At 71.7% G+C, this 23,222-nt stretch carries 18 protein-coding genes and 1 rRNA gene; 8 read left to right on the forward strand and 11 right to left on the reverse strand.

The genetic code is table 11. The annotated features are described in order from the left end of the window. Positions 1-504: 504 nt before the first annotated feature. Complete coding sequence (locus ACWC91_RS39525) at positions 505-1,173, reverse strand: HAD family hydrolase (protein ID WP_225078682.1); 669 nt, start codon at positions 1,171-1,173, stop codon at positions 505-507. Positions 1,174-1,253: 80 nt separating this feature from the next. Continuing rightward, positions 1,254-1,769 (reverse strand): DUF6912 family protein, encoded by a 516-nt coding sequence (locus ACWC91_RS39530; protein WP_225078683.1) that lies wholly within the window; start codon positions 1,767-1,769, stop codon positions 1,254-1,256. A gap of 1,002 nt (positions 1,770-2,771) precedes the next feature. Here ACWC91_RS39530 and ACWC91_RS39535 point away from each other — a divergent pair. After that, positions 2,772-3,233 carry an Rv3235 family protein gene (locus ACWC91_RS39535; RefSeq protein WP_281156098.1) on the forward strand — a complete coding sequence of 154 codons (462 nt, stop codon included), beginning with the start codon at positions 2,772-2,774 and terminating at the stop codon, positions 3,231-3,233. Between the two features lie 89 nt (positions 3,234-3,322). Here ACWC91_RS39535 and secA read toward each other — a convergent pair whose 3' ends face one another. Continuing rightward, positions 3,323-6,139 carry a preprotein translocase subunit SecA gene (gene secA, locus ACWC91_RS39540; RefSeq protein WP_225078684.1) on the reverse strand — a complete coding sequence of 939 codons (2,817 nt, stop codon included), beginning with the start codon at positions 6,137-6,139 and terminating at the stop codon, positions 3,323-3,325. A gap of 299 nt (positions 6,140-6,438) precedes the next feature. On the opposite strand from secA, the gene ACWC91_RS39545 reads away from it, so the two are divergent. Further along, positions 6,439-7,017 carry a GNAT family N-acetyltransferase gene (locus ACWC91_RS39545; RefSeq protein ID WP_450642116.1) on the forward strand — a complete coding sequence of 193 codons (579 nt, stop codon included), beginning with the start codon at positions 6,439-6,441 and terminating at the stop codon, positions 7,015-7,017. Between the two features lie 62 nt (positions 7,018-7,079). Further along, positions 7,080-8,282 (forward strand): winged helix-turn-helix domain-containing protein, encoded by a 1,203-nt coding sequence (locus ACWC91_RS39550; protein ID WP_225078686.1) that lies wholly within the window; start codon positions 7,080-7,082, stop codon positions 8,280-8,282. Between the two features lie 34 nt (positions 8,283-8,316). Here the strand turns inward: ACWC91_RS39550 and ACWC91_RS39555 are convergent, their stop codons facing one another. From ACWC91_RS39555 to mtnA, 7 genes are all read right to left on the reverse strand, one after another. Continuing rightward, the gene (locus ACWC91_RS39555; protein WP_225078687.1) at positions 8,317-9,063 is read right to left on the reverse strand and encodes a response regulator; all 747 of its coding nucleotides are present in this window, start codon (positions 9,061-9,063) and stop codon (positions 8,317-8,319) included. A 214-nt stretch (positions 9,064-9,277) separates the two neighbouring features. Continuing rightward, positions 9,278-9,964 carry a ribosome hibernation-promoting factor, HPF/YfiA family gene (gene hpf / locus ACWC91_RS39560; protein WP_225078688.1) on the reverse strand — a complete coding sequence of 229 codons (687 nt, stop codon included), beginning with the start codon at positions 9,962-9,964 and terminating at the stop codon, positions 9,278-9,280. 315 nt (positions 9,965-10,279) lie between these two features. Continuing rightward, a complete protein-coding gene (locus tag ACWC91_RS39565) occupies positions 10,280-11,149 on the reverse strand; it encodes a ComF family protein (RefSeq protein ID WP_225078689.1) in 870 nt (289 codons plus the stop codon). 202 nt (positions 11,150-11,351) lie between these two features. Beyond that, the gene (locus tag ACWC91_RS39570) at positions 11,352-13,187 is read right to left on the reverse strand and encodes an LpqB family beta-propeller domain-containing protein (protein WP_450642117.1); all 1,836 of its coding nucleotides are present in this window, start codon (positions 13,185-13,187) and stop codon (positions 11,352-11,354) included. Continuing rightward, positions 13,177-15,255: an MtrAB system histidine kinase MtrB gene (gene mtrB, locus ACWC91_RS39575; protein WP_225078691.1), complete on the reverse strand. Its 2,079-nt coding sequence runs from the start codon at positions 15,253-15,255 to the stop codon at positions 13,177-13,179. The genes ACWC91_RS39570 and mtrB overlap by 11 nt, the downstream gene beginning before the upstream one ends. 1 nt (position 15,256) lies before the next feature. Continuing rightward, positions 15,257-15,946, reverse strand: coding sequence for a two-component system response regulator MtrA (gene mtrA / locus ACWC91_RS39580; protein WP_281156101.1), 690 nt, complete (start codon positions 15,944-15,946; stop codon positions 15,257-15,259). 113 nt (positions 15,947-16,059) lie between these two features. Then, positions 16,060-17,202 carry an S-methyl-5-thioribose-1-phosphate isomerase gene (gene mtnA, locus ACWC91_RS39585; protein ID WP_225078693.1) on the reverse strand — a complete coding sequence of 381 codons (1,143 nt, stop codon included), beginning with the start codon at positions 17,200-17,202 and terminating at the stop codon, positions 16,060-16,062. A gap of 140 nt (positions 17,203-17,342) precedes the next feature. Here mtnA and ACWC91_RS39590 point away from each other — a divergent pair, with 140 nt between their 5' ends. Genes ACWC91_RS39590 through ACWC91_RS39610 form a run of 5 tightly spaced genes read left to right on the forward strand, consistent with a single transcriptional unit; the run spans position 17,343 to position 23,040 of the window. Continuing rightward, positions 17,343-18,764 carry a hypothetical protein gene (locus ACWC91_RS39590; RefSeq protein WP_225078694.1) on the forward strand — a complete coding sequence of 474 codons (1,422 nt, stop codon included), beginning with the start codon at positions 17,343-17,345 and terminating at the stop codon, positions 18,762-18,764. Between the two features lie 4 nt (positions 18,765-18,768). Then, a complete protein-coding gene (locus ACWC91_RS39595; protein ID WP_374114037.1) occupies positions 18,769-19,548 on the forward strand; it encodes a DUF4129 domain-containing protein in 780 nt (259 codons plus the stop codon). Next, the gene (locus tag ACWC91_RS39600; RefSeq protein WP_376503528.1) at positions 19,545-20,741 is read left to right on the forward strand and encodes a DUF4350 domain-containing protein; all 1,197 of its coding nucleotides are present in this window, start codon (positions 19,545-19,547) and stop codon (positions 20,739-20,741) included. The genes ACWC91_RS39595 and ACWC91_RS39600 overlap by 4 nt, the downstream gene beginning before the upstream one ends. Beyond that, entirely contained in the window at positions 20,741-21,730 is a 990-nt protein-coding gene (locus ACWC91_RS39605) for an AAA family ATPase (RefSeq protein WP_225078697.1), read from the forward strand. The genes ACWC91_RS39600 and ACWC91_RS39605 overlap by 1 nt, the downstream gene beginning before the upstream one ends. Continuing rightward, the gene (locus ACWC91_RS39610; RefSeq protein ID WP_225078698.1) at positions 21,730-23,040 is read left to right on the forward strand and encodes a DUF58 domain-containing protein; all 1,311 of its coding nucleotides are present in this window, start codon (positions 21,730-21,732) and stop codon (positions 23,038-23,040) included. Before ACWC91_RS39605 ends, ACWC91_RS39610 begins: the two co-directional genes overlap by 1 nt. A gap of 96 nt (positions 23,041-23,136) precedes the next feature. On the opposite strand, the gene rrf is transcribed toward ACWC91_RS39610, so the two are convergent. After that, positions 23,137-23,222: ribosomal RNA gene (rrf, locus tag ACWC91_RS39615) — 5S ribosomal RNA — on the reverse strand; the annotation flags it as partial.

The raw sequence follows: 23,222 nt of genomic DNA on the forward strand, positions 1-23,222 counted from the left end.
GATGTCCGGTGTGCCTCGACGCTATGCCGGAAAGTGAGATGAGCGGGGGGATATCAGCCTTCTTCGACGCGTCCGACGGGTGTGACGCTGCTCTCGGCAGCGCCTGTGCCCGTGGATGACGCGGCGTCCTGGGGGCCGTCGAGGCCCCTTCCCGCCCGCGAGGACCAGCGACCGCCGCCCGGACACGGATGTGGTCCGTGCTCACCGGGCGCACAGCGGAGGCGACGGCGCCCCCGCGAACTATCGCGCTGATCACGCCACAAGGCTATCGCTCCTCACGGGGGGCCCGTCATGAGCCGTATGTGTACAAAACCGGGGGTGGAAGTTTGACGTTCTGCACAGGGGTGGGGACGGCGAAGGCGGCGTATGGCTCCGCCGGGCCCCGCCGTACCGCGTTTCCCGCTCCGCGCTTCCCACTCCACGTTCGTCACCCCCGTTTCTCTCTCCCCCGCGTCTCCCGCGCGTCTCCCCCGCTCTTTTCCCACGCTTCTCGCCGCGTGCCGCTCACTCGGCCAGCCGCTGCGCCTCCTCGACCGCCTCCCGCAGGGTGTCCACCACCGGCACGCCGGCCTCCTCCAGGCTGGCCCGGCTGTGCGAACCGCCGGTGTAGAGCACCGCCCGCGCCCCGACGTGCAGCGCGGCCACCGCGTCGTCCGCCGCGTCACCGATCACCACCGTGCGCGCGGGGTTCACCATCTCGGACAGCGCGCCCAGGTGCCGCACCATGTGCTCGGCCTTGCTGCCGCCGGAGCGGCCCGTCCGCCCGTCCACCCGGAGGAAGTGCGTCTCGATCCCGAAGCCCCGGACCAGCGGGACGAGGTCCTCGTGCCCGTACATGCTGAGGATCGACTGGCTGTGCCCGGCCGACGTCCATCCGGTGAGCAGCTCCACGGCCCCCTCGGTCAGGGTGCATCTGGTGCGGTGCTCGGAGTAGTACCGGTGGAAGACGCCGTCCATCGTGTCCCACTCGGCCTCGGTGGGCAGCCGGCCCAGCAGCCGCTCGTAGAACTTCGGGACCGGCACGCAGTACAGCGCGCGGTACTGCTCCAGCGTGATCGGCTCCAGGCCCAGCTCGGCGAACGCCGCGTTCGTCGCGCCGATGACCGCGTCGTTGTCGTGGAACAGCGTGCCGTTCCAGTCCCAGACGATGTGCGCCCCTGACTGTTTCCCCATACCGGAAAACGTACCCGCCGCCACTGACAATCAGGAGATCGGCAGGTCGCGACCTGTGGTGCGGTCGCGATCCGGGGGCTTCAGCCGCCGAACCCGACGAGGTTCGGGATCTCCTGTGTGGCGTACCAGAGCAGCTCGTGGTCCTCGGCCCCGTCCACCACGAACTGGGCGTCGTCGTCCCCCGCGTCCGCGGCTCCCAGGGCCTCGGCCGCAGCGGTCACGTCCGCCTCCGCGTCATCGGAGTCGACGTGCACGGCGGCCGCCTTGGCCAGCCGCACCGGACCGGCCACCCGCACCTCGCCGAGCGCGGCCGGGTCGAGCCCGCGGTCGGGGTCGGCCGTCGCCGCTCCGTCGGGCACGTCCACAGCGACCACCACACGGCGCCGCGGTGCGCCCGGGTCCAGCGCCAGCAGCCGCAGCGAGGCGACGGCGGCCCGGTTCAGCGCGGCGTACTCCAGCTCCTCGATGTCGTCGGAGAGGTACCACTCGCGCAGGGCGGGCGTCACGGCGTACGCGGTGAGCGCCCCCGTCCCCAGCTCCCCCGCCTTGTGCGCCTCGGCGAGGCCCGAGAGGGTCAGGGGGACGTAGACACGCATGGCAGGCCGCTTTCGTGGTCGGAGGGCTCGCCGCCCGGACGGCCTTCAGGATACGTGCGAGAGCCCCCTTTCGAGTCCCCGGCCACACCGCCCGAACCGTCCACCGCGAGCCCCTCACCTCACCCGGTCCGCCCCAGTCCCCACACGGCTCCCGGCCCTCGCGATCACTCGTACAGGTGAACTCGTCCACGGCCCGACGCGCGCCGCGCCTTCCTTGCCGTGGCGCCCTCGGCCCCGTACAAGAGCCCCAGCAGGAAGTTACTGCCCGGTACCAAACCGGTGCCCTGGGCGCCGGCGCCGGACAACGACACCGAACGGGGACTCATGAACAAGGTCATGACCAGGACCCAGCGCCGCCCGGGCACCCACCCGCCGGGCCGCCGCGACCCGCGCCGCCCCGGCGGCTACCCGCCCCGCACCCCAGGCGGAACCCTCCCCCGCACAGCCGACGACAACCCCCCACCCCGCAACAGCTCCGCACCTGTCACGGGCCCCCGCGACACCCGCCCTCCAGCCACCCCACTCCGCCCCCGACCCGCGCGGACCGGCACGCGGGACTCGGGAGGGCACATCCCACGGCCGAACGACGGCGCCGAGACGGCGATCCCGGCCGTCGCGGCGGGCCGGTGCCGCAGGACGGATACGGGCCACCCAGGCAGCAACCCGGCACGCACGGCCAACGCGGCAGCCGGCACAGCGAGCACTACCACCAGGACGGCCCCAGGCCCAACGGCGAGCGCAGGCGCCAGGACGACTCCAGCCCGCTCAACGGGCGCAGCCCGCAGGACGAGCACGGCACACCCGGCCGCCAACGCGGCAGCCGGCACCGCAAGGACAGTCGCCAGAACGGCCCCAGGGCTCCCGGCGGGCGCAGCCCGCAGGTCGGACACGACACACCCGGGCCCCCACCCGGTGCCCACCGCCAACGCGGCAGCCCTCGCGGCGGGCGCGTCCGCCGGGACTGCCCCAGCCCGCACAGCGGTCGCGGCTGGAACCCGTCTGGTGGGTGCCCACAGGTCCGAGCCGGGCGGCTACGCGGGCGCAGCCCGCGCCGCGGGCACGGCAGGCGCGGCGGGGATCGGGCCCGGTGCTCAAAACGCCGTGCGGGCGGTTTCGCTGCCCGTCGCCACCGATCTGTTCGCCGATCGGCTGCTCGCCGTTCTCAGCGGGCAGCGGCCCGTGCACTGGATGCTCCGGCACACCGCGGGCCGGGCCTACGACGAGCTCGCCTGGCTCGCGGAGCGTGGCGCGCTGCGCACCCGCGGCGTCCGCCCCGTCGTGCGCGACATCGGCTACTACGAGCCCCGCCCGGGTGCCGTGGAGGCCTTCGCCCGCATCGGCGCGGGTGACCAGTTGCGCGCGATGGCGTTCCGCCTGGAGCAGGGCCGGGACCGGCGCTGGCGCTGCACGGCGGTGGAACTGGGCGGCCCCCGTATGCCCCGCACGAAGGACGACCTGCCCTGACGGCGGACCGCGGCCCAAGCCGAAGGGCCGGGCACCCGAGGGTGCCCGGCCCTTCCCTGTACGCCGGCGGCTCTCTCAGAGAGCGCCGGTCACTTCTTGCGGCGGCGCCCGGCCTTGGCCTGCTTGCGCCGCTCCGCACGCGTGAGGCCGTCGGCCTCCGAACGCACGGGCTCGCCGTCCGCGGCGAACTCACCCTCGACGATGCCGCCCTCGCCGTCCACAGTCGGCGCCGAGAAGTGCAGGTCACGCCGCTGCGGCGCGTCCAGCCCCTTGGCCCGGATCTCCGGACGCGCGCCGGCCTGCGCCGGAACCGCGTCGTGCTTCTCCAGGTCGGCCACCGGCTTCGTGTCCTCGACCGGCACCTCCTCGACCTGCTGCTCGACCTGGACCTCCAGGTTGAACAGGTAGCCGACGGACTCCTCCTTGATGCCCTCCATCATCGCGGTGAACATGTCGAAGCCCTCGCGCTGGTACTCGACCAGCGGGTCCTTCTGCGCCATCGCGCGCAGACCGATGCCCTCCTGGAGGTAGTCCATCTCGTAGAGGTGCTCGCGCCACTTGCGGTCCAGCACCGACAGCACCACGCGGCGCTCCAGCTCACGCATGATCTCGGAGCCGAGCTGCGTCTCGCGGGCCTCGTACTGCTCGCGGATGTCGTTCTCGATGGACTCGCTGATGAACTCCGCCGTCAGACCCGCACGGTCCCCGGCCGCCTCCTCCAGCTCCTCGATGGTGATCTTCACCGGGTAGAGCTGCTTGAAGGCGCCCCACAGCCGGTCGAGGTCCCAGTCCTCCGGGAAGCCCTCGGCAGTCTCCGCCCCGACGTAGGCGTCGATGGTGTCGTTCATGAAGTGCTGCACCTGCTCCTGCAGGTCCTCGCCCTCCAGGACGCGGCGCCGCTCGCCGTAGATGACCTCGCGCTGCCGGTTGAGCACCTCGTCGTACTTCAGAACGTTCTTGCGCGTCTCGAAGTTCTGCTGCTCGACCTGGGACTGGGCCGACGCGATCGCGCGCGTGACCATCTTGTTCTCGATCGGCACGTCGTCCGGCACGTTCGCCATCGACATCACGCGCTCGACCATCTGCGCCTTGAACAGACGCATCAGGTCGTCGCCCAGGGAGAGGTAGAAGCGGGACTCGCCCGGGTCGCCCTGACGGCCGCTACGACCGCGCAGCTGGTTGTCGATACGACGCGACTCGTGCCGCTCGGTGCCGAGCACGTACAGGCCGCCGAGCCTCTCGACCTCGTCCTTCTCGGCCTTGACCGCCTCCTCGGCGCGCTGCAGCGCTTCCGGCAGGGCCCCCGCCCACTCCTCGATGTGCTCCTCGGGGTCGAGGCCGCGCTGGCGCAGCTCCGCCTCGGCGAGGTCCTCGGGGTTGCCGCCGAGCTTGATGTCCGTACCGCGGCCGGCCATGTTCGTCGCCACGGTCACCGCGCCCTTGCGGCCGGCCTGGGCGACGATCGACGCCTCGCGCTCGTGGTGCTTGGCGTTGAGCACCTCGTGCTGGACGCCGCGCTTGCTGAGCTGCTGCGAGAGGTACTCCGACTTCTCCACCGAAGTGGTGCCGACCAGGATCGGCTGGCCCTTCTCGTGCTTCTCGGCGATGTCGTCGACGACCGCCTCGAACTTGGCGACCTCGGTGCGGTAGATCAGGTCCGCCTGGTCCTTGCGGACCATCGGCTTGTTCGTCGGGATCGGGACCACGCCGAGCTTGTAGATCTGGTGGAACTCGGCGGCCTCGGTCATCGCCGTACCGGTCATGCCGGAGAGCTTGGAGTAGAGGCGGAAGAAGTTCTGCAGGGTGATCGTGGCGAGCGTCTGGTTCTCGTCCTTGATGTCCACCCCTTCCTTCGCCTCGATCGCCTGGTGCATGCCCTCGTTGTAGCGGCGGCCGGCGAGGATACGGCCGGTGTGCTCGTCGACGATCATGACCTCGCCGTCGATGACGACGTAGTCCTTGTCGCGCTTGAAGAGCTCCTTGGCCTTGATGGCGTTGTTCAGGTAGCCCACGAGCGGGGTGTTCACCGACTCGTAGAGGTTGTCGATGCCCAGCCAGTCCTCGACCTTGGAGACACCGGCCTCGTGGATGGCGACCGTGCGCTTCTTCTCGTCGACGTCGTAGTCGCCGGTCTCCTCGACGCCCTTGAGCGGGTTACCCGCCTCGCCCCTCTTCAGGCGGGTGACCAGCTTGGCGAAGTCGCCGTACCACTTGGTGGCCTGGTCGGCCGGGCCGGAGATGATCAGCGGCGTACGGGCCTCGTCGACGAGGATGGAGTCGACCTCGTCGACGATCGCGAAGTTGTGGCCGCGCTGGACGAGTTCGTCCTGGGACCACGCCATGTTGTCGCGGAGGTAGTCGAAGCCGAACTCGTTGTTCGTGCCGTAGGTGATGTCGCAGCCGTACTGCTCGCGGCGCTGGGCCGGCGTCATGTTCGCGAGGATGCAGCCGACGGACAGGCCCAGGAACCTGTGGACGCGGCCCATCATCTCCGAGTCGCGCTCGGCCAGGTAGTCGTTGACCGTGATGATGTGCACGCCGTCGCCCGAGATCGCGTTCAGATAGGCGGGCAGGGTGCCGACCAGGGTCTTGCCCTCGCCGGTCTTCATCTCGGCGACATAACCCAGGTGCAGGGCGGCGCCGCCCATCAGCTGGACGTCGTAGTGCCGCTGGCCGAGGACACGCTTGGCCGCCTCGCGCACCGTGGCGAACGCCTCGGGGAGCAGGTCGTCCAGGCTCTCGCCGTCCGCGTACCGCTGCTTGTACTCATCGGTGAGGGCACGCAGATCGGCGTCGGAGAGGGCGACGAAGTCCTCTTCGATGGAGTTGACCTGGCCCGCGATGCGGTGCAGCTTGCGCAGGATCTTGCCTTCGCCTGCACGCATGATCTTCGAGAGGACGGACACGGGGGTTGGTCTCCTTGCCGGTCGGGCCTGGGACGGTCGGTTTCCATTGACGTACTGAGCAACGGCCATCGTATGCGAGGACACAGCCAAGCCGGGAGGGCCTGCCGCAAGGCCACCCGTCCGCAGCTTCACGGGGACCTCAACGTGAACAACGTCCGGGGGTCGCGGATGGTGCCGTGTTCCGGCGACGTTCTGCGCGAATTGTGATCACTTCCTCACGTATCGAGAAAATGCGATCAACCCCCCACACACCAGGAAAAGGGATGGCGCCTCCCGCGGCCCCCGAGCAGAATCGGGCGATGGAACCCGTCACGCTCACCACCGACCATCTGCTCCTGCGCACGCTCGGCCCCCAGGACTCCGACGCGGTGTACGCGGCCGTGCAGGACCCCGAAATCCAGCGCTGGCTCTCCCAGCTTCCTTCGCCCTACCTGCCCGAGCACGCGCAGAGCTTCACGGGGGACATGGTCCCCCTGGGCTGGGCGAACGGTTCGATGTTCACCTTCGGGCTCTTCCTCCCCGGCTCCGGCGGAGACCTCGTGGGCACGCTCGGCATAACGATGCGTTCGCTGGGCGAGGCCGAGATCGGCTACTGGGCCACGAAGGAGCACCGCGGCAACGGCTATGTGACCGAGGCCTCCCTCACCGTCGCCCGCTGGGCCTTCACCCACCTCGCCGTCGACCGCCTGGAGTGGCGTGCCGAGGTCGGGAACCACGCCTCCCGCGCGGTCGCCGAACGGGTCGGCTTCACCGTGGAGGGCACCCTGCGCTCGGGGCTCAACAACAAGGGGGTGCGACGGGACTGCTGGGTGGGTTCCCTGCTGCCGTCGGACCTGAGCCTGCCCTCGGCGGCGCCCTACCTGCCCGCTCCCGCCTAGGGTCGTCGGCGAAAGCGCAGCTCGGCGCGCGTTGTCGGTGCCGCCCCTTATCGTGCGATGCCATGACCTCGCTCCCGCGTCCCAGCACCGATCTCTCGGCGGACGAAGCCCGCCGCATCGCCCTGCGTGCCCAGGGTTTCCTCGGCGCACCCGACCGGCGGTCCGGTGTGCGCGGTGTCCTCCGGCACCTCGGCGCGGTCCAGCTCGACACCATCTCGGTACTCGCCCGCTCCCACGAGCTGGTGCCCTACGCCCGCCTCGGCGCGGTCGGCCGCACGACCGTCGAGCGGGCCTACTGGGCGGCCGCGTCCACCGGCACGCCGTCGGCGCGCCCGCACGCCTTCGAGTACTGGTCGCACGCCGCCTGCATCCTGCCCATCGAGGAGTGGCCCCACTTCGCCTTCCGCCGCCGCGCCTACCGCAACCGCCCGCACTGGAACCACGAACTGCCCGACGGGGCGTACGACCAGGTCGTCAAGCAGCTGCACGCCGAGGGCCCACTGACGGCGACGGAGCTGGGCGGGGCCAAGAAGACCAGCGAGTGGTGGGACTGGTCGGGCGCCAAGGTCGCCGTCGAGCGCGCCCTGATGTACGGCGAGGTGGTCTGCGTGGAGCGCCGGGGCTGGAAGCGGGTGTACGACCTCGCCGAGCGCGCCGTCCCCGAGGAACTGCTGCACGACGAACTGGACGACACCGAGTGCCTGCGCCGGCTGGTCCGCCTGGCCGGCCAGTCCCTGGGCGTGGGCACCCGCGCGGACATCGCGGACTACCACCGCCTCAAGGGCGAGCAGGTCGACGCGGTGATCGGGGACTCCGGGCTGGTCCCGGTCACGGTCGAGGGCTGGGGCAAGCCGGCCTGGGCGGACCCGGAGGCGCTGGCCACACCCCCGCGCGGCCGCCACCGCACCACTCTGCTGTCGCCCTTCGACTCGCTGGTCTGGGAGCGGGCGCGCACCGAGCGGATCTTCGGCTTCACCCACCGCCTGGAGGCCTACGTCCCCAAGCCCAAGCGGGTCCACGGCTACTTCGCGATGCCCGTGCTCGCCGGCGGCCGCCTCGTCGGCCGCGTGGACCCCGCCCGGGAGGGCCGCACCCTCGTGGCCAAGCAGGTCACCCTGGACGGCGTACGGTCCGTACCCGCCGTCGCCCAGGCGCTCGTCGAGGCGGCGAGCTGGGTCGACTGCACGGACGTACGCGTGGAACGGGTGGAACCGCCCGAGCTGCGCGAGCCCCTCGTGCGGGAACTCTCCCGCGCCGTCGGCTGACCTTCCGGGCGGCCCCGCAGGGCCTTACCGGGCCCTACCGGATCTCGAGGATCTTCTCCCGCATCGCGTAGACCACCGCCTCCATCCTGGAGTGCAGCTGGAGCTTCTCCAGGATGTTGCGGACGTGGTTCTTCACCGTGTTCTCGGAGATGAACAGCTCCTTGGCGATGTCCCTGTTGTTCATCCCCGTGGCGACGAGCTTGAGGACCTCCAGCTCACGGTCGGTCAGCCGGGGGGCGGGGACGAGGCGACGTTCATCGGTCCGCTGGATCATCGACTTGAACTCGGTGAGCAGCTTCGACGCCATCGAGGGGCTGATCTGCGACTGCCCGTCGGCCACGGCGCGAATGGCGGTGGACACCTCGTCCGTGGAGATCTCCTTGAGGAGGTAGCCGGTGGCGCCGGCCTTGATCGCCTCGTAGAGGTCGGCCTCCTCGTCGCTGATCGTCAGCATGATGATCTTGGCGCTGGGTGCGACCTCCTTGATGGACGTGCACGCCTCGATCCCGCCGCGCTTGGGCATGCGTACGTCCATCAGCACGATGTCGGGCAGCAGGTCGGCGGCCTTGTCGACGGCTTCGGCCCCGTCACCCGCCTCGCCGACCACCTGGATGTCCTCCTCGGCGGCGAGCACGATCTCCAAGCCGCGACGGAAGAGTGCGTGATCGTCCACGACAAGGACTCTGATCGGCTCCTTGCGCGCGGTGCCCGCCTCCGGTGCCACGCCGACGACGCCGCCGTCGGCACCCTCGTCCCTCATCGGTCCGAAGCTGTCCGCCATCGTTGTTCCTCCCCCTGAGGCTGTGGCCCGGTCTGTGATGCGGTGGCCAACCCAAGGCAACGGCCCATCGGTTGGGCCGTTGCCGCCATGATTCCATGCCCCGCCGACACTGCGGTGACCAAGCGGCGTGTGAAGGGGGCGCACACCGGTGCCCCTGGGGGCGCACACCGCGCTCCAGGGGCACCGTCGCAGCTGTTGTTGTCGCCGGGGTGGCTCAACCGCCCAGTGTGCCGCCCGCCTCGGGCGCCTGAGTGACCATCGTGTCCGTCCGGAGGTGGATCACCCCGTAGTCATAGGCATGCCGCCGGTATACGACGCTGGGTTCCTTGGTCTCGGAGTCGACGAAGAGATAGAAGTCGTGCCCGACCAGCTCCATCTCGTAGAGGGCCTGGTCGAGGGTCATCGGGGAGGCGACGTGGGTCTTCTCGCGGACGACGAGGGGTCCGTCCCCCTGCACCTCCAGCGAGCCGACCTTCTTGGTGGGCACCTGGCCCGCTTCCGCTTCCGTGACGGTCTGACCGCTGCCGTTCAGGGTCGCCGCACCGGGAACGTGGTCGGGGACCTCGGCGGCCGAGATCCGTCGTGCGCCACGCCGCGAGAAACGCTTGTCGTGCTGCTTGCGCAGCCGGGCACCGAGCTTCTCCGCCGCCAGGTCGAGCGCGGCGTACGGATCGCTGGCCGCTGCCTCCGCCCGGATCACCGGACCGCGGGAGCGGAGCGTGATCTCCACCCGGTCGCAGCGGTCGGCTTGTCGGGGGTTGGGCTCCTTGGACACCTCGACGTCGAGGCTGATCACCTTGCCATCGAGCTTCTGGATCTTCTCCAGGTTCAGCTTCTCGGCCACGTGCTTGCGGAACCGCTCGGGCACCTCGGTCTTGCGGCCCTTGACGACGATGTCCACGCAGAACTCCGTTCCCGGATCGCTCCGCTCCGACGGCGGAGCATCTCCCTTGTGCACCCGGTTCCGGTGAGCTCCGGAACCTCGGACTCGGTGACGTCCACCTCCTCCTCCCCCGCGGGCGAGATCTCCACCCGGCCGGTACGGGTGATAGCGGAAACCCGCAGCACGGCATTCGGATATGACGGGGATGGCCTGCGCCTTTCCCTCACAACCCGAACATATCTCGCCCGGACGGATGACGTCACCCTCTACTGCGGCGTACCTCCGTTCAGGTGAATTGACCCACTCATTACCTGCAACGATGCAAGTTCTCGATCAGTTCCGGTCTATTCCGAAGGAATCCGGAGAGGCCGCGACGACCGCCGCGCAGACCACATCACCGGCGCCGTACACCCACGCCATTTCGGGTGCGCCATACATCGAGTTCCCCTCCTGCTGCTCCTTCTGCCTTGATCTCGACTTCTGTTTCCTCATCCCTTCCCGGCCCCGCGCCGTGTACACGGCCGCCGTGACCGCCCGCGCCGCCTCCGCCAACGAGGCTCCCGTCGTCACGACGTCGTCGACCAGCACCACCGGACCGCTCAGCAGCAGCCGCGCACCGCCCGCGGGCACCTCCAGCGCGCCCGCGAGGTTCTCGAGCCGCTGCCGGGAGGTCAGCCCCGACTGGTCCGCCACGACGCGCCGCTGGCGCAGCACCGCCAGGGCCCGGGCCGGCGTCCCGGACCGCCGCAGCCCACCGGCCGCCGCGAGCGCGATCCGCCGCGCGGGATCGTGTCCCCGGGCCCGCACCGCCTGCCGCGCGGACGGCACGGGGACGAGCAGCACGGCACCACCTGCCACCCCGCCGGCCGCCCCGGCTCCCGCTCCCGTTCTCCCCGCTCCCGTCGCCGCCGCCCGCAGCCCGGCCCGTACCGCATCCGCCAGCGCCGTACCCAGCGGGCGCGCGAGAGCCAGTGCGCCCCGCTCCTTGTGGGCGAGCAGGGCCGCCCGCACCGCGTCCGCGTACGGCGCCGCGGCGTACACCGCAGGCAGTCCGGACGGCTCCGGCACCGGTCGCACCCGGCGCGGTGCGCCCCGGCTCAGGGCGGCACGGCACCGAGGACAGAGCACCGTGCGAGGCCTGCCGCAGCCGCCGCACTCGGTCGGCAGCACCAGGTCGGTGAGGTCCTGCCACCACCCGTGCATGTCTTCCACTGTGCCTACGGCGCACCGTCCCGGCCAGCCCTGTGGACAACCCCCTGTGGACAACTTCCCCAACCGTCACCAGGGCTTCCCTCACACGGGCGACCAAGAGATGTCCCGGCCCGCTCGGGAGGGAGGAAAGAAGGCTCTCTCAGCCCGTTTGGGAGGGAGGGAAGCGCTCAGCCCGCTCTGGACGGAAGGCCGCTCACCCCGGGTAGACCGGCGCCAACCCGTCCTTGACCACCTTCTGCCACTGCGTCCCTGACGGCAGCCGGACGATCCCGTCCTCCGAGGAGTACGCCACCAGCGGCGACCGGTCGTCCTCGGCCGCGGCGAGCGACTGCACCCCCGTGAGCGCCGCCGGCGGCGGGCCCTCCGGCGTGGAACCGTCGACCTGGACGTACCGCATCGTCTGCACGCCCCCTTTCTCCCGCCCGGCCACCACGAGGCGGCTTTCGCCGGCCCACGACATGGCGGTGACGTCCTCCAGCTCCGGAGCCGCCGAACGCAGTTCGAGCACCGACACCACCGGTCGGTCCCCGGCCTTGTCGTCGCGTTCGATCCGCCCGATGAGCAGGGATTTACTGTCGTTCTCCGCCCGCACGACCAGGGCTATCCGCACCCCGTCGGCGGCCACCCGCACCGCGTCGACACGCCCCTTCAGCCCGGGCACGCGCACGTCGAGCGGCTGGCCCCCGCCCTGCTCCAACACCACCAGTCGCGGCCGGGCGGGATCGCGGTCGGCCACCCACAGGTCACCGCGCGCGTCCCAGCTCGGTACCGTCAGCCGGACCTGGCTCTGCAGGACCGGTGCGTCGAGGGCTCCGCCCTCCACGAGGGAGCCCACGAACAGCGACTTGCCGTTGTCGCCGACCCCGGCCGCGGTGCGCTCGTCCCACGACACCGCCGCCGCCTGGAGCTTCTGGACGCCCTCACCCAGCCCCCCGGGCACGGGGTCGGCGACCATGGCGGTGCCGCCGCCGGCGATCCGCACCAGCCGTTGCTTGTCGTCGACGTAGTACAGGTAGTCGGGCCGCTTCACCGACCCGCGCGTGGCAACGGCCTCGGCCTGTTCCTCCTCGAGCGAGCACAGTGTGCCGCCGTCGGCGCGCTGGAGCGTGACGGTGTCCACGGTGGGTGTCAGGTTCTGCAGCGTGAACAGCAGTTGGGTCGCCATCTCCCGGCACTTCTCGCGCCCGACCCCGGAGGCCTTCTCGTTCAGCGGCACCGTCAGCCGGTTCTGGTCGTCGGGCGCCAGCGAGGTGACCCCGCGACGCAGCTCCGTCCCGGCCGGGAAGCTCGAACTGACCGCCGGCTCGAGCCAGTCCGTGGGCCCGCTCAGCACGGAGCGCACCACCTGTGTCATCGCGTCCACGCGCCGGCGCACGAAGACGGGATCGGCGACGGCGGTCGCCGATGTGGCCGAATCCGCCCAGGTGTTGGAGGCGAAGTAGTACTTGTTGACGGACATGTAGTTGCGCTGGAAGTCCGACTGTCCCATGACGACGCCCTGCGGCAGCACGTCGATGCGCCACTGCCCGCTTTTCTTGTCCCGCGTCAGATGAACCGGCTGGCTGTACTCGCCGCGCATCGGCGTGTACGACTGCTGCACGTCAACCCGGGCCACCTTGTCGCCGGTCAGCGTGAACGCGTAGTCGTCGCTGTTGTCGTGGCTGGTGTCGTGCCCCGTGGTGCGGTCGGCCTGGATGTTCGGACTGCCCGCGAGCACGGTCGTGGACTGCTCCGGCCGCCAGTGCCCCGACGCCGTCCCCGCCAGATACTGACGCGCCGTCGCATACTGCGGATCGTCACTGGTCAGGGCCTCCAGAAAGCCCTGCACGATCTCCGAGGGCGGGGCATCCTCCCGGGGCGGCATGGCGAACACCCGCAGTTGGCTGTCCTGGCGCGGGGTGGACTCCACGTCCCGCAGATCCCCACTGTCCGGCATCGAGGCGCACCCCGCCAGCAGTACGGCCCCGCAAGCGGCGTACGCCACCGCGCGCGCCGGCCGCCGCACGCCCCCCACGCGGTCAGCGCCCACGAAATGCCTCCCCTTGCTGTGTCACGTCGTCCCGCGGCCCGGTTTCCTCGGCGGCAGCGGAGTCCGCAGGCCCCTTCCCCGCGGCGTCCACGGCGGACGCCGCCTCCTGCCGCCGCCCGCCCGCGGCCGGTCGGGGCACCACACGCGCGCCGTTGCCTGGCAGCGCCGTCGGATCGGCCGTCGGGGCCACCGCCGCCGACCGGGACGCGATCGGGTCCCGTGAGGACGCCATCCGCTCACCCGTCGCCTGGACCGGCACGGTGGCACGCTTCCCGCCAGGCAGACCGGCGTCGTCGAGCCCGCGGTTGCGGCGCGAGTCCTTCGGCTCCAGCGGGACGGGCGAGCCCCGCAGCGGCTCGTCCGCGGTCCTCGGCAGCGTCAGGCGGAACTGCGAGCCGCCGCCCGGCTCGCCCCACGCCTGAAGCCAGCCGCCGTGCAGCCGGGCGTCCTCCAGGGCGATCGACAGCCCCAGACCGGTACCGCCCGTGGTGCGGGCGCGCGCCGGATCCGCCCGCCAGAAGCGGCTGAACACACGAGTCGCCTCACCCGGCTTGAGCCCGACGCCGTAGTCGCGCACCGCGACGGCGACCGCGCCGCCCGCCGCGGCGAGTTTGACGACGACGTCCTTGCCGTCGCCGTGCTCAACAGCGTTGACGACCAGATTGCGCAGGATGCGCTCCACACGCCGGGTGTCGGCCTCCGCGACGACCGGCTGCTGGTCACCGACGACCCGTATCCGCGTCGCTTTGCGTTCGGCGAGCGGCGCGGCGCCGCTGACGACCCGGTGCACGACCTCCCTGAGGTCGATCGGCTCGGCCTCCAGCGCCGCCGCGCCCGCGTCGAAACGGCTGATCTCCAGCAGGTCCGCGAGCAGCGACTCGAACCGGTCGAGCTGGTCGGCGAGCAGTTCCGCCGAGCGGGCGGTGACCGGGTCGAAGTCCTCGCGCGCCTCATGGATGACGTCGGCGGCCATCCGCACGGTCGTCAACGGCGTACGCAGCTCGTGCGAGACGTCGGAGACGAACCGGCGCTGCATCCGCGACAGCTCCTCCAACTGCTGGATCTTCAGCTGAAGGTTCTGCGCCATCTTGTTGAAGGCCTCACCGAGTCGCGCGATGTCATCCTCACCGGTGACCTTCATCCGCTCCTGGAGCCGCCCGGCCGACAGCCGCTCGGCGATCCCGGCCGCCATCCGCACCGGCGTGACGACCTGCCGCACCACCAGCCAGGCGACGGCTCCGAGGAGTACGACGACGAACAGACCGGCCGTCGCCAGCGTGCCCTTGACCAGGCTGAGCGACTTCTCCTCCTGGGTGAGCGGGAAGAGGTAGTACAGCTGGTACGGATCGCCGTTGGGGTCGTTGACCTGCTTGCCGATGACCAGCGCGGGCTGGGAGCCCTTGTCGCCGCCCTGGTAGGCGATGCGGGCGTAACTCTGTGCGGCCACCACGCCGTTGTTGACGCGGGCGCGCAGCTCCTCCGGAACGCTCGCCGTGGGATCCACGCCGCCGGAGGCGCGCGGACCGCGCCCGCCACCACTGTCGTCGCCGGCGGGCAGCGTGACCACGTCGAAGGCGCCCTGACCGCCGCTGGACAGCGACGACACCAGGTCGCTCATCCACTGGATGACGTTCTGCGAGGAGTGGCCGTCAGCGGCGGAGACGTCGTCGCCGGGGCCGGTCGCCGCCTCGTCGGCCCGCTGCTTGGCCACCGCGAAACCACCGGTGGCCTGGCTCTGCGAGGCCTTCACCTTGGCGTCGAGCAGTCCGTTGCGCACCTGGCCGATGACGACGAAACCCAGCAGCAGTACGACGCCCAGCGACATCAGCAGGGTGGTGGCGACGACCCTGAGCTGGATGTTGCGCCGCCACAACCGCATCACGGGCAGCAGCGGCCGGCGCACCCAGCGCAGAAACAGACGCAGGACCGGGCTGCCCTGGACACCGCCGTGCAGCAGCCCGCCCTCCAGGAGGCGTCCCCAGCGGGAGCCGGCGGTCGTCCGGCCGACAGGCCGCCCCGCGCCGGCCCCGGAACCCCCGGGCGCCGAAGCGGCGCTGTCCCCCGACACGTCAGCTCGGTCCGGCCTTGTAACCGACACCGCGGACGGTCACCACGATCTCCGGCTTCTCCGGGTCCTTCTCGACCTTGGAGCGCAGCCGCTGCACGTGCACGTTCACCAGGCGGGTGTCGGCCGCGTGCCGGTAGCCCCAGACCTGCTCCAGGAGCACCTCGCGGGTGAACACCTGCCACGGCTTGCGGGCCAGCGCGACCAGCAGGTCGAACTCCAGCGGCGTCAGCGCGATCGACTGCCCGTCCCGCTTCACGGAGTGCCCCGCGACATCGATGACGAGGTCGCCGATGGCGAGCTGCTCCGGTGCGGGCTCCTCCGACCTGCGCAGCCGCGCCCGGATACGGGCCACCAGTTCCTTCGGCTTGAACGGCTTCACGATGTAGTCGTCGGCGCCGGACTCCAGGCCCACGACGACGTCCACGGTGTCGCTCTTGGCCGTCAGCATCACGATCGGCACCCCGGACTCCGCCCTGATCAGGCGGCACACCTCGATGCCGTCGCGGCCGGGCAGCATCAGGTCGAGCAGGACCAGATCGGGTTTCGTCTCACGAAAGGCGGCCAGCGCCTTGTCGCCGTCGGCCACGAAAGACGGCTCGAAACCTTCACCACGCAGCACGATCCCGAGCATCTCGGCCAGTGCGGTGTCGTCGTCGACGACAAGGACTCGTCCCTTCATAACCGACATCATCCCATTCTCGTAACGGTGGTGAAGATCCAGGTGAGACAGCTCACTGGCCTGTGACGATAGTCGTATTGAGCCGTCACTGTCTGCCTGCGGCCCGAGAACGGGGGTGCCGGTGCTCAGTCTGCCGTGGTCCCCCTCGACCTGGCGCACAATTCGGCCAGTCCCTTGGCGGTCACCGGCGAGACGGCGCCCTCCTCGGTGACGATCGCCGTCACCAGCTCCGGCGGGGTCACGTCGAACGCCGGGTTGTACGCCTGCGTGCCCAGCGGCGCGACCGGGAGACCGCTGCCGGCTCCCGTGACCGGGACCTGGGGCGCGATGAACTCGGTCACCTCGTAGCCCGGTCGCTGCTCGACCTCGATCGCCGCGCCGTCCGGGGTCGCCGGGTCCACGGTCGTCACCGGCGCCACCACGATGAACGGCACGTGGTGGTAACGCGCGAGCACCGCGAGCGGATAGCTGCCCACCTTGTTCGCCACCGAGCCGTCGGCGGCGATACGGTCCGCGCCGACCAGCACGGCGTCCACCTCACCGGCCGCGAACAGGGAGCCCGCCGCGTTGTCGGTGAGCAGGGTGTACGACATGTCGTTGCGGGCCGCCTCGTACGCCGTCAGACGGGCGCCCTGGAGCAATGGCCGGGTCTCGTCCACCCACAGCCTCCGCAGCCGTCCGGCTCGATGCGCCGCGAGCGCCACCGCGAACGCCGTGCCCTCCCCACCCGAGATCAGCGACCCGGTGTTGCAGTGGGTGAGGACGCGGTGCCCGCCGCCGGGCAGCAGCTCGTCCAGCAGCGCCAGTCCGTGCTCGGCCATCCGCGCGCTGGCCCGGGCGTCCTCCTGGTGCAGCTGCCGCGCCGCGGCCAGCGCCGCCGAGGCGGCCTGCCCGGGGTCGCCGGTCCTGGCGAGCGCCGCCTGATGGGCGGACCGCGCCCGGCGCACACCGACGGCGAGGTTCACGGCCGTGGGCCGGGCAGCCGCCAGCGCGGTCGCGGCCTCGTCCACGTCGAAGCCGCGCGCGGCGGCGAGCGCGACGCCGTACGCCCCGGCGATGCCGAGCACCGGCGCCCCGCGTACGGCAAGCGACCGGATCGCCTCCACCAGCGCGGGCGCGTCCGTGCACACCAACTCGACCTCCTCGGCGGGAAGCCTGGTCTGGTCGAGGAGGACCAGCACCGGGCCCTCGGGCGGCTCTTCCCAGCGGATCGCCGAGGTACCGGCCGCCCGGTCGTCCTCGCGGGTCTGCGCGTACTGATCAGCCATGCCGTCAGTGTGCCCCCTATCCGGCGGACAATTGAAGGTACGCAGCCGCCAGCACCGCCGGTCGCCCGAAGACCACCCCATGGCACGATGGCTGCCAACCTGCCGCCGCGACGGCGGACGGGCACCGTGAAGGAGCGACGATGACTGACACTCCGGGCTGGGCCTCGCCCGGATCCGCCCCGTCCGACGGACAGGAGACCGGCGCGTCCGGACCTGCCGACGCCGCCGGCCGGCCCGACGCCGCACCACCCGCGGACCACTCGGGCGAGCAGCCGCAGGGCCCCGGCGTGAAGTGGTCCAAGGAGCAGCCGCCGCCGGGCCAGTGGTCCGCGCCCACGGGAGCCCCGGCCCCCGGCCAGGCACCACCGCAACCCGCCGGCCCCGCCTGGGGCGGACAGCCCCCGGCCGGCTACGGCCCCGGCGGTCAAAACCCTGGTGGTTACGGCGGCCCGGGTGGTTACGGCGGCCCGGGTGGTTACGGCGCTCCTGGTCATGGCGGCCCCGGTTATGGCGCTCCCGGTTACGGCGGTCCCGCCGGCTACGGCGCCTGGGGCGGCGCCGGCTGGGGCGGCCCGCCCCCCGCTGCCAAGCCCGGCGTGATCCCGCTGCGCCCGCTGGGCGTGGGCGAGATCCTCGACGGCACGGTGTCCACCATGCGCGCCCACTGGCGCACCGTCCTGGGCATCACCCTGGTCGTCGCGGTCTTCTCCCAGATCATCGCCATCCTGGTGCAACGCCTGATCCTCGACAGCACGAGCAACCAGGTCCTCAGCGACCCGAACGCCACCCCCGGCGAAGTCGGCCGCGCCATGGGCGACGCCATGCTCGGCTCCGGCGCCGTCCTCATCGTCTCCTTGGTCGCCACCGTCATGGCCACCGCACTGCTCACGACGGTCACCAGCCGCGCGGTCCTCGGCAAGCCGGTCACGACCGCGGAGGCCTGGCGGGACGCCCGCCCCCAGGTGCTCAAGCTGTTCGGGCTGGTCACCCTGCTGCTCATCATCTGCCTCGGCATCATCGCCGTCGGCGCGCTGCCCGGCATACTCGTCGCCACCACCTCCTCGCCCCTGGGTGGCATAGCACTGGCCTTCCTGGGCGGCCTGGCCGCCTGCGTGCCCGCCCTGTGGCTGGCGGTCCGCTTCTCGCTCGCCTCGCCCGCCCTGATGCTGGAGAAGCAGGGCATCGTCAAGTCGATGAGCCGCTCCGCCAAGCTGATCCGCGGCTCCTGGTGGCGCGTCTTCGGCATCCAGCTGCTGGCGGGACTCATCGCGGGCCTCGTTTCCGCGGTCATCGCCATCCCCTTCTTCGCCCTCGCCCTGGTCTTCGGCGGAGACGGCATGTCCGCCTTCCTCAGCGGCACCCCGAACGTCGGCTGGGCCTACCTGATCATCACCGGGATCGGGGCCGTGCTCGGCTCCACGGTCACCTTCCCGATCACGGCCGGTGTCACCGTGCTGCTCTACATCGACCAGCGCATCCGCCGCGAGGCCCTCGACCTCGACCTGGCCCGTGCCGCGGGCGTCCAGGGCTACGGATCCGACGCACCAGCCTCCGGGAGCTGATGCCGTGAGCCTGGCGGGGGGAGTTCTCACAGCACTGCCGGCGTTCCCACACGCCGTGGACAAAGCACTGCGGATCGCGCTGCACACCCGCGGCACGGCCTTGGCGCAGTCACGCTCCGGGGCCGAGCCACCGGTGACCGTCCCGCGTGACCCGGCACGCGAGGCGGCCCGGCGCGAACTGTCCAAGCCGATGTACCACGAGCACGACCCGGGCCTGGTCCAACGCGCCCTGAACGCCTTCTGGAACTGGGTCGGCAAACTGTTCGACTCCGCCTCGGTCGCCACCCCGGGCGGGAGCGTCGGACTGATCGTCGTCATCGTGGCCGTCCTCGCCGTGCTCGGTGCCCTGTGGTGGCGCCTCGGCACACCGCGCCGCGAACCCACTTCCTCCGCCGCCCTGTTCGACGACCGCCCCCGCAGCGCCGCCGAACACCGCGCCGCCGCCGAGGCGCACGCCGTCCAGGGCCACTGGAACCAGGCCGTCCAGGAACGCATGCGCGCCATCGTCCGCTCCCTGGAGGAACGAGCCCTGCTCGACGTCCGCCCCGGCCGCACCGCCGACGAGGCCGCCGCCGAGGCGGGCCGCGCCCTCCCCGCGCACACCGACCGGCTGCGCGCCGCCGCCCGGGACTTCGACGACGTCACATACGGCGGCCGCCAGGCGACCGAAGCGGCGTACCACGGCATCGCCGAACTCGACCGCGACCTCGAACGCACCAGGCCCCAACTCGCCGGCACCGGCCACGGCACGGCCCCCACCGGCCACCAGGGAGCCGCCGGATGACCACCGAGGCCACGCTCCCCTCCACCTCGGTCCCGCGCACCGGCCGCCAGGTGTGGATCCGCACGCGCGGGATCCTGCTCGCCCTCGTCCTCCTCCTCGCCGCCGCCGTGGCGATCGCCGCGGTTCAGTCGGGCGCCCAGCACGGCCGCCTGGACCCGCGCTCCGCCGACCCCTACGGCAGCCGCGCCGTCGCCGCGCTCCTCGCCGACCACGGCGTGTCCACACGCGTGGTCACCACCCTCGGCCAGGCACGCGCCGCCGCCGGACCCGACACCACCCTGCTGGTCGCCGTCCCCGACCTGCTGACGGACGGACAGCAGTCCCGGCTGCGCCACGCCACCGACGCCACCGGCGGACGCACCGTCCTCGTCGCCCCCGACTTTCCCTCCGTCAGCGGCCTGGCGCCGGGCGTCACCGCGGCGAACACACCCAGTTTCGACACCACCCTCTCCCCCGGCTGCGCCCTGCCCCCAGCCCGCCGCGCCGGCACCGCGGACACCGGCGGCGGCATCCGCTACTCCACCACCGTCAAGAACGCGGACGCCTGCTACCCCAGCGACGGCCTGCCCACCCTGCTGCGCATCCCGCAGACCACCAAGGGCGGCGACACCGTCGTCCTCGGCACCCCCGACATCCTCTACAACAACCGCCTCGCCAAGCAGGGCAACGCCTCGCTCGCCCTGCAACTCCTCGGCTCCCGCCCCCATCTGGTCTGGTACCTCCCCTCGCTCTCCGACGCGTCGGCCCCCGACACCGGCGACCGCGGCTTCTTCGATCTGCTCCCCTCGGGCTGGCTCTGGGGCACCCTGCAACTCTTCGTCGCCGCGGCCCTGGCCGCCCTGTGGCGGGCACGCCGGCTCGGTCCCCTCGTGCCCGAAAAACTCCCCGTGGCGATCCGCGCCTCCGAAACCGTCGAAGGCCGCGCCCGCCTCTACCGCAAGGCGAACGCCCGCGAGCGCGCCGCCACCGCTCTTCGCTCCACCACACGCATCCGCCTGGCCCCCCTCGTCGGCATCCCCGCCACCCAGGCGCACACGCCCGAGGCCCTGCTCCCCGCCCTGTCCACCCGCCTTCACGGCGAGGGACAGTCCCTGCACGACCTGCTCTTCGGCCCGCCGCCCGGCGACGACGCGGCCCTCGTCACCCTCGCCGACCGACTCGACGCCCTCGAAAGAGAGGTACGCCGTCCATGATGGACCCGACCACTGACAACGCCGGGCACACCGGGAACACGGGCCACGCCCGGTCCTCCCTGGAAGCCCTGCGCGCCGAGATCGCCAAGGCCGTGGTCGGCCAGGATCCCGCCGTGACCGGTCTCGTCGTCGCCCTCCTCTGCCGTGGACACGTCCTCCTCGAAGGAGTCCCCGGAGTGGCGAAGACCCTGCTCGTCCGCACGCTCGCCGCCGCGCTCGACATCGACACCAAGCGCGTCCAGTTCACCCCCGACCTGATGCCGAGCGACGTGACCGGCTCGCTGGTCTACGACGCCCGCACCGCCGAGTTCTCCTTCCAGCCCGGCCCGGTCTTCACCAACCTCCTCCTCGCCGACGAGATCAACCGCACCCCTCCCAAGACCCAGTCGTCGCTGCTGGAGGCCATGGAGGAGCGCCAGGTCACCGTCGACGGCACCCCGCGCCCGCTCCCCGATCCCTTCCTGGTCGTCGCGACCCAGAACCCGGTCGAGTACGAGGGCACCTACCCCCTCCCCGAGGCCCAGCTGGACCGCTTCCTCCTCAAGCTGACCATCCCGCTGCCCTCCCGCCAGGACGAGATCGACGTCCTCACCCGCCACGCCGACGGCTTCAACCCGCGCGACCTGCGCGCCGCCGGTGTACGCCCGGTGGCCGGCCGCGCCGACCTGGACGCGGCCCGCGCCGCGATCGCCAAGACGACCGTCTCCCCCGAGATCACGGCCTACGTCGTCGACATCTGCCGGGCGACCCGGGAATCACCGTCCCTGGCCCTCGGCGTCTCTCCGCGCGGAGCGACGGCGCTGCTGTCGACGTCCCGTGCGTGGGCCTGGCTGACCGGTCGCGACTACGTCATCCCCGACGACGTCAAGGCACTGGCCCTGTCCACGCTGCGCCACCGAGTCCAGCTGCGCCCGGAGGCCGAGATGGAAGGCGTGACCGCCGATTCGGTGATCAACGCGATCCTCGCTCACGTGCCGGTCCCCCGCTGATGGCCCTCACCGGACGCGCCGCGCTCCTCGCGGCCCTCGGCTCCCTCCCCGTCGGCATCTGGGACCCGGGCTGGTCGGGCATCCTCGCTGTGAACGCGCCCCTGGCCGTGGCCTGCGCCTGCGACTACGCCCTGGCGGCGCCGGTCCGACGCCTCGGCCTGACGCGCTCCGGGGACACCTCCGTGCGCCTGGGCGAGAGCGCCGACATCACCCTCACGGTCACCAACCCCTCACGCCGCCTGCTGCGCGCCCGGCTCCGTGACGCCTGGCCTCCCAGCAGCTGGCAGCCGGGCACCGAAATGACGGCCTCCCGGCATCGCCTGACCGTGCCGCCCGGCGAACGGCGTCGTGTCACCACGCGCCTGCGCCCCACCCGTCGCGGCGACCGCCAGGCCGACCGCGTGACCATCCGTTCCTACGGCCCTCTCGGGCTCTTCGCCCGCCAGGGCACCCACAAGGTCCCCTGGACGGTACGCGTGCTGCCGCCGTTCACCAGCCGCAAGCACCTGCCCTCGAAACTCGCCCGGCTGCGGGAACTCGACGGCCGCACCAGTGTGCTCATCCGCGGAGAGGGAACGGAGTTCGACAGCCTGCGCGAGTACGTCCCCGGTGACGACACCCGCTCCATCGACTGGCGCGCCACCGCCCGCCAGTCCGCCGTCGCCGTCCGTACTTGGCGCCCCGAACGCGACCGGCACATCCTGCTCGTCCTGGACACCGGCCGCACCTCCGCCGGCCGCGTGGGCGACGCCCCGCGCCTGGACGCCTCCATGGACGCCGCCCTGCTCCTCGCGGCCCTCGCCTCCCGCGCCGGCGACCGCGTGGACCTCCTCGCCTACGACCGCCGGGTTCGCGCCCTCGTCCAGGGCCGCTCCGCTGGCGATGTCCTGCCGTCCCTGGTCGACGCCATGGCGACGCTGGAACCCGAACTCGTCGAGACGGACTCCCGGGGCCTTACGGCCACAGCCCTGCGTACGGCAGCGCGCCGCTCGCTGCTCGTCCTGCTGACCAGCCTGGACGCGGCGCCCGTCGAGGAGGGCCTGCTGCCCGTGCTCCCTCAACTCACCCAGCGCCACACGGTTCTGGTCGCCTCGGTGGCGGATCCGCTGGTGACACAGATGTCCGCGTCCCGAGGCAGCGTGGACGCGGTCTACGAAGCCGCCGCCGCGGCCCAGGCGCAGACCGAACGCCATCGCACCGCCGAGCAACTCCGCCGCCACGGAGTCACCGTCGTCGACGCCGCACCGGCCGATCTGGCGCCGGCGCTGGCAGACGCCTATCTGGCGCTGAAGACAGCAGGGAGACTTTGAAAGAGAGAGCGAGGGACGGGGGCGGAAGCCCCTGGTGCGGTGCGTAAACGCAGAAAACCCCCGTGCCGAATGACACGGGGGTTTTCCTCAAAATTTGTTCGGCGGCGTCCTACTCTCCCACAGGGTCCCCCCTGCAGTACCATCGGCGCTGTGAGGCTTAGCTTCCGGGTTCGGAATGTAAC

The sequence above is a fragment of the Streptomyces sp. NPDC001204 genome (assembly GCF_053598035.1).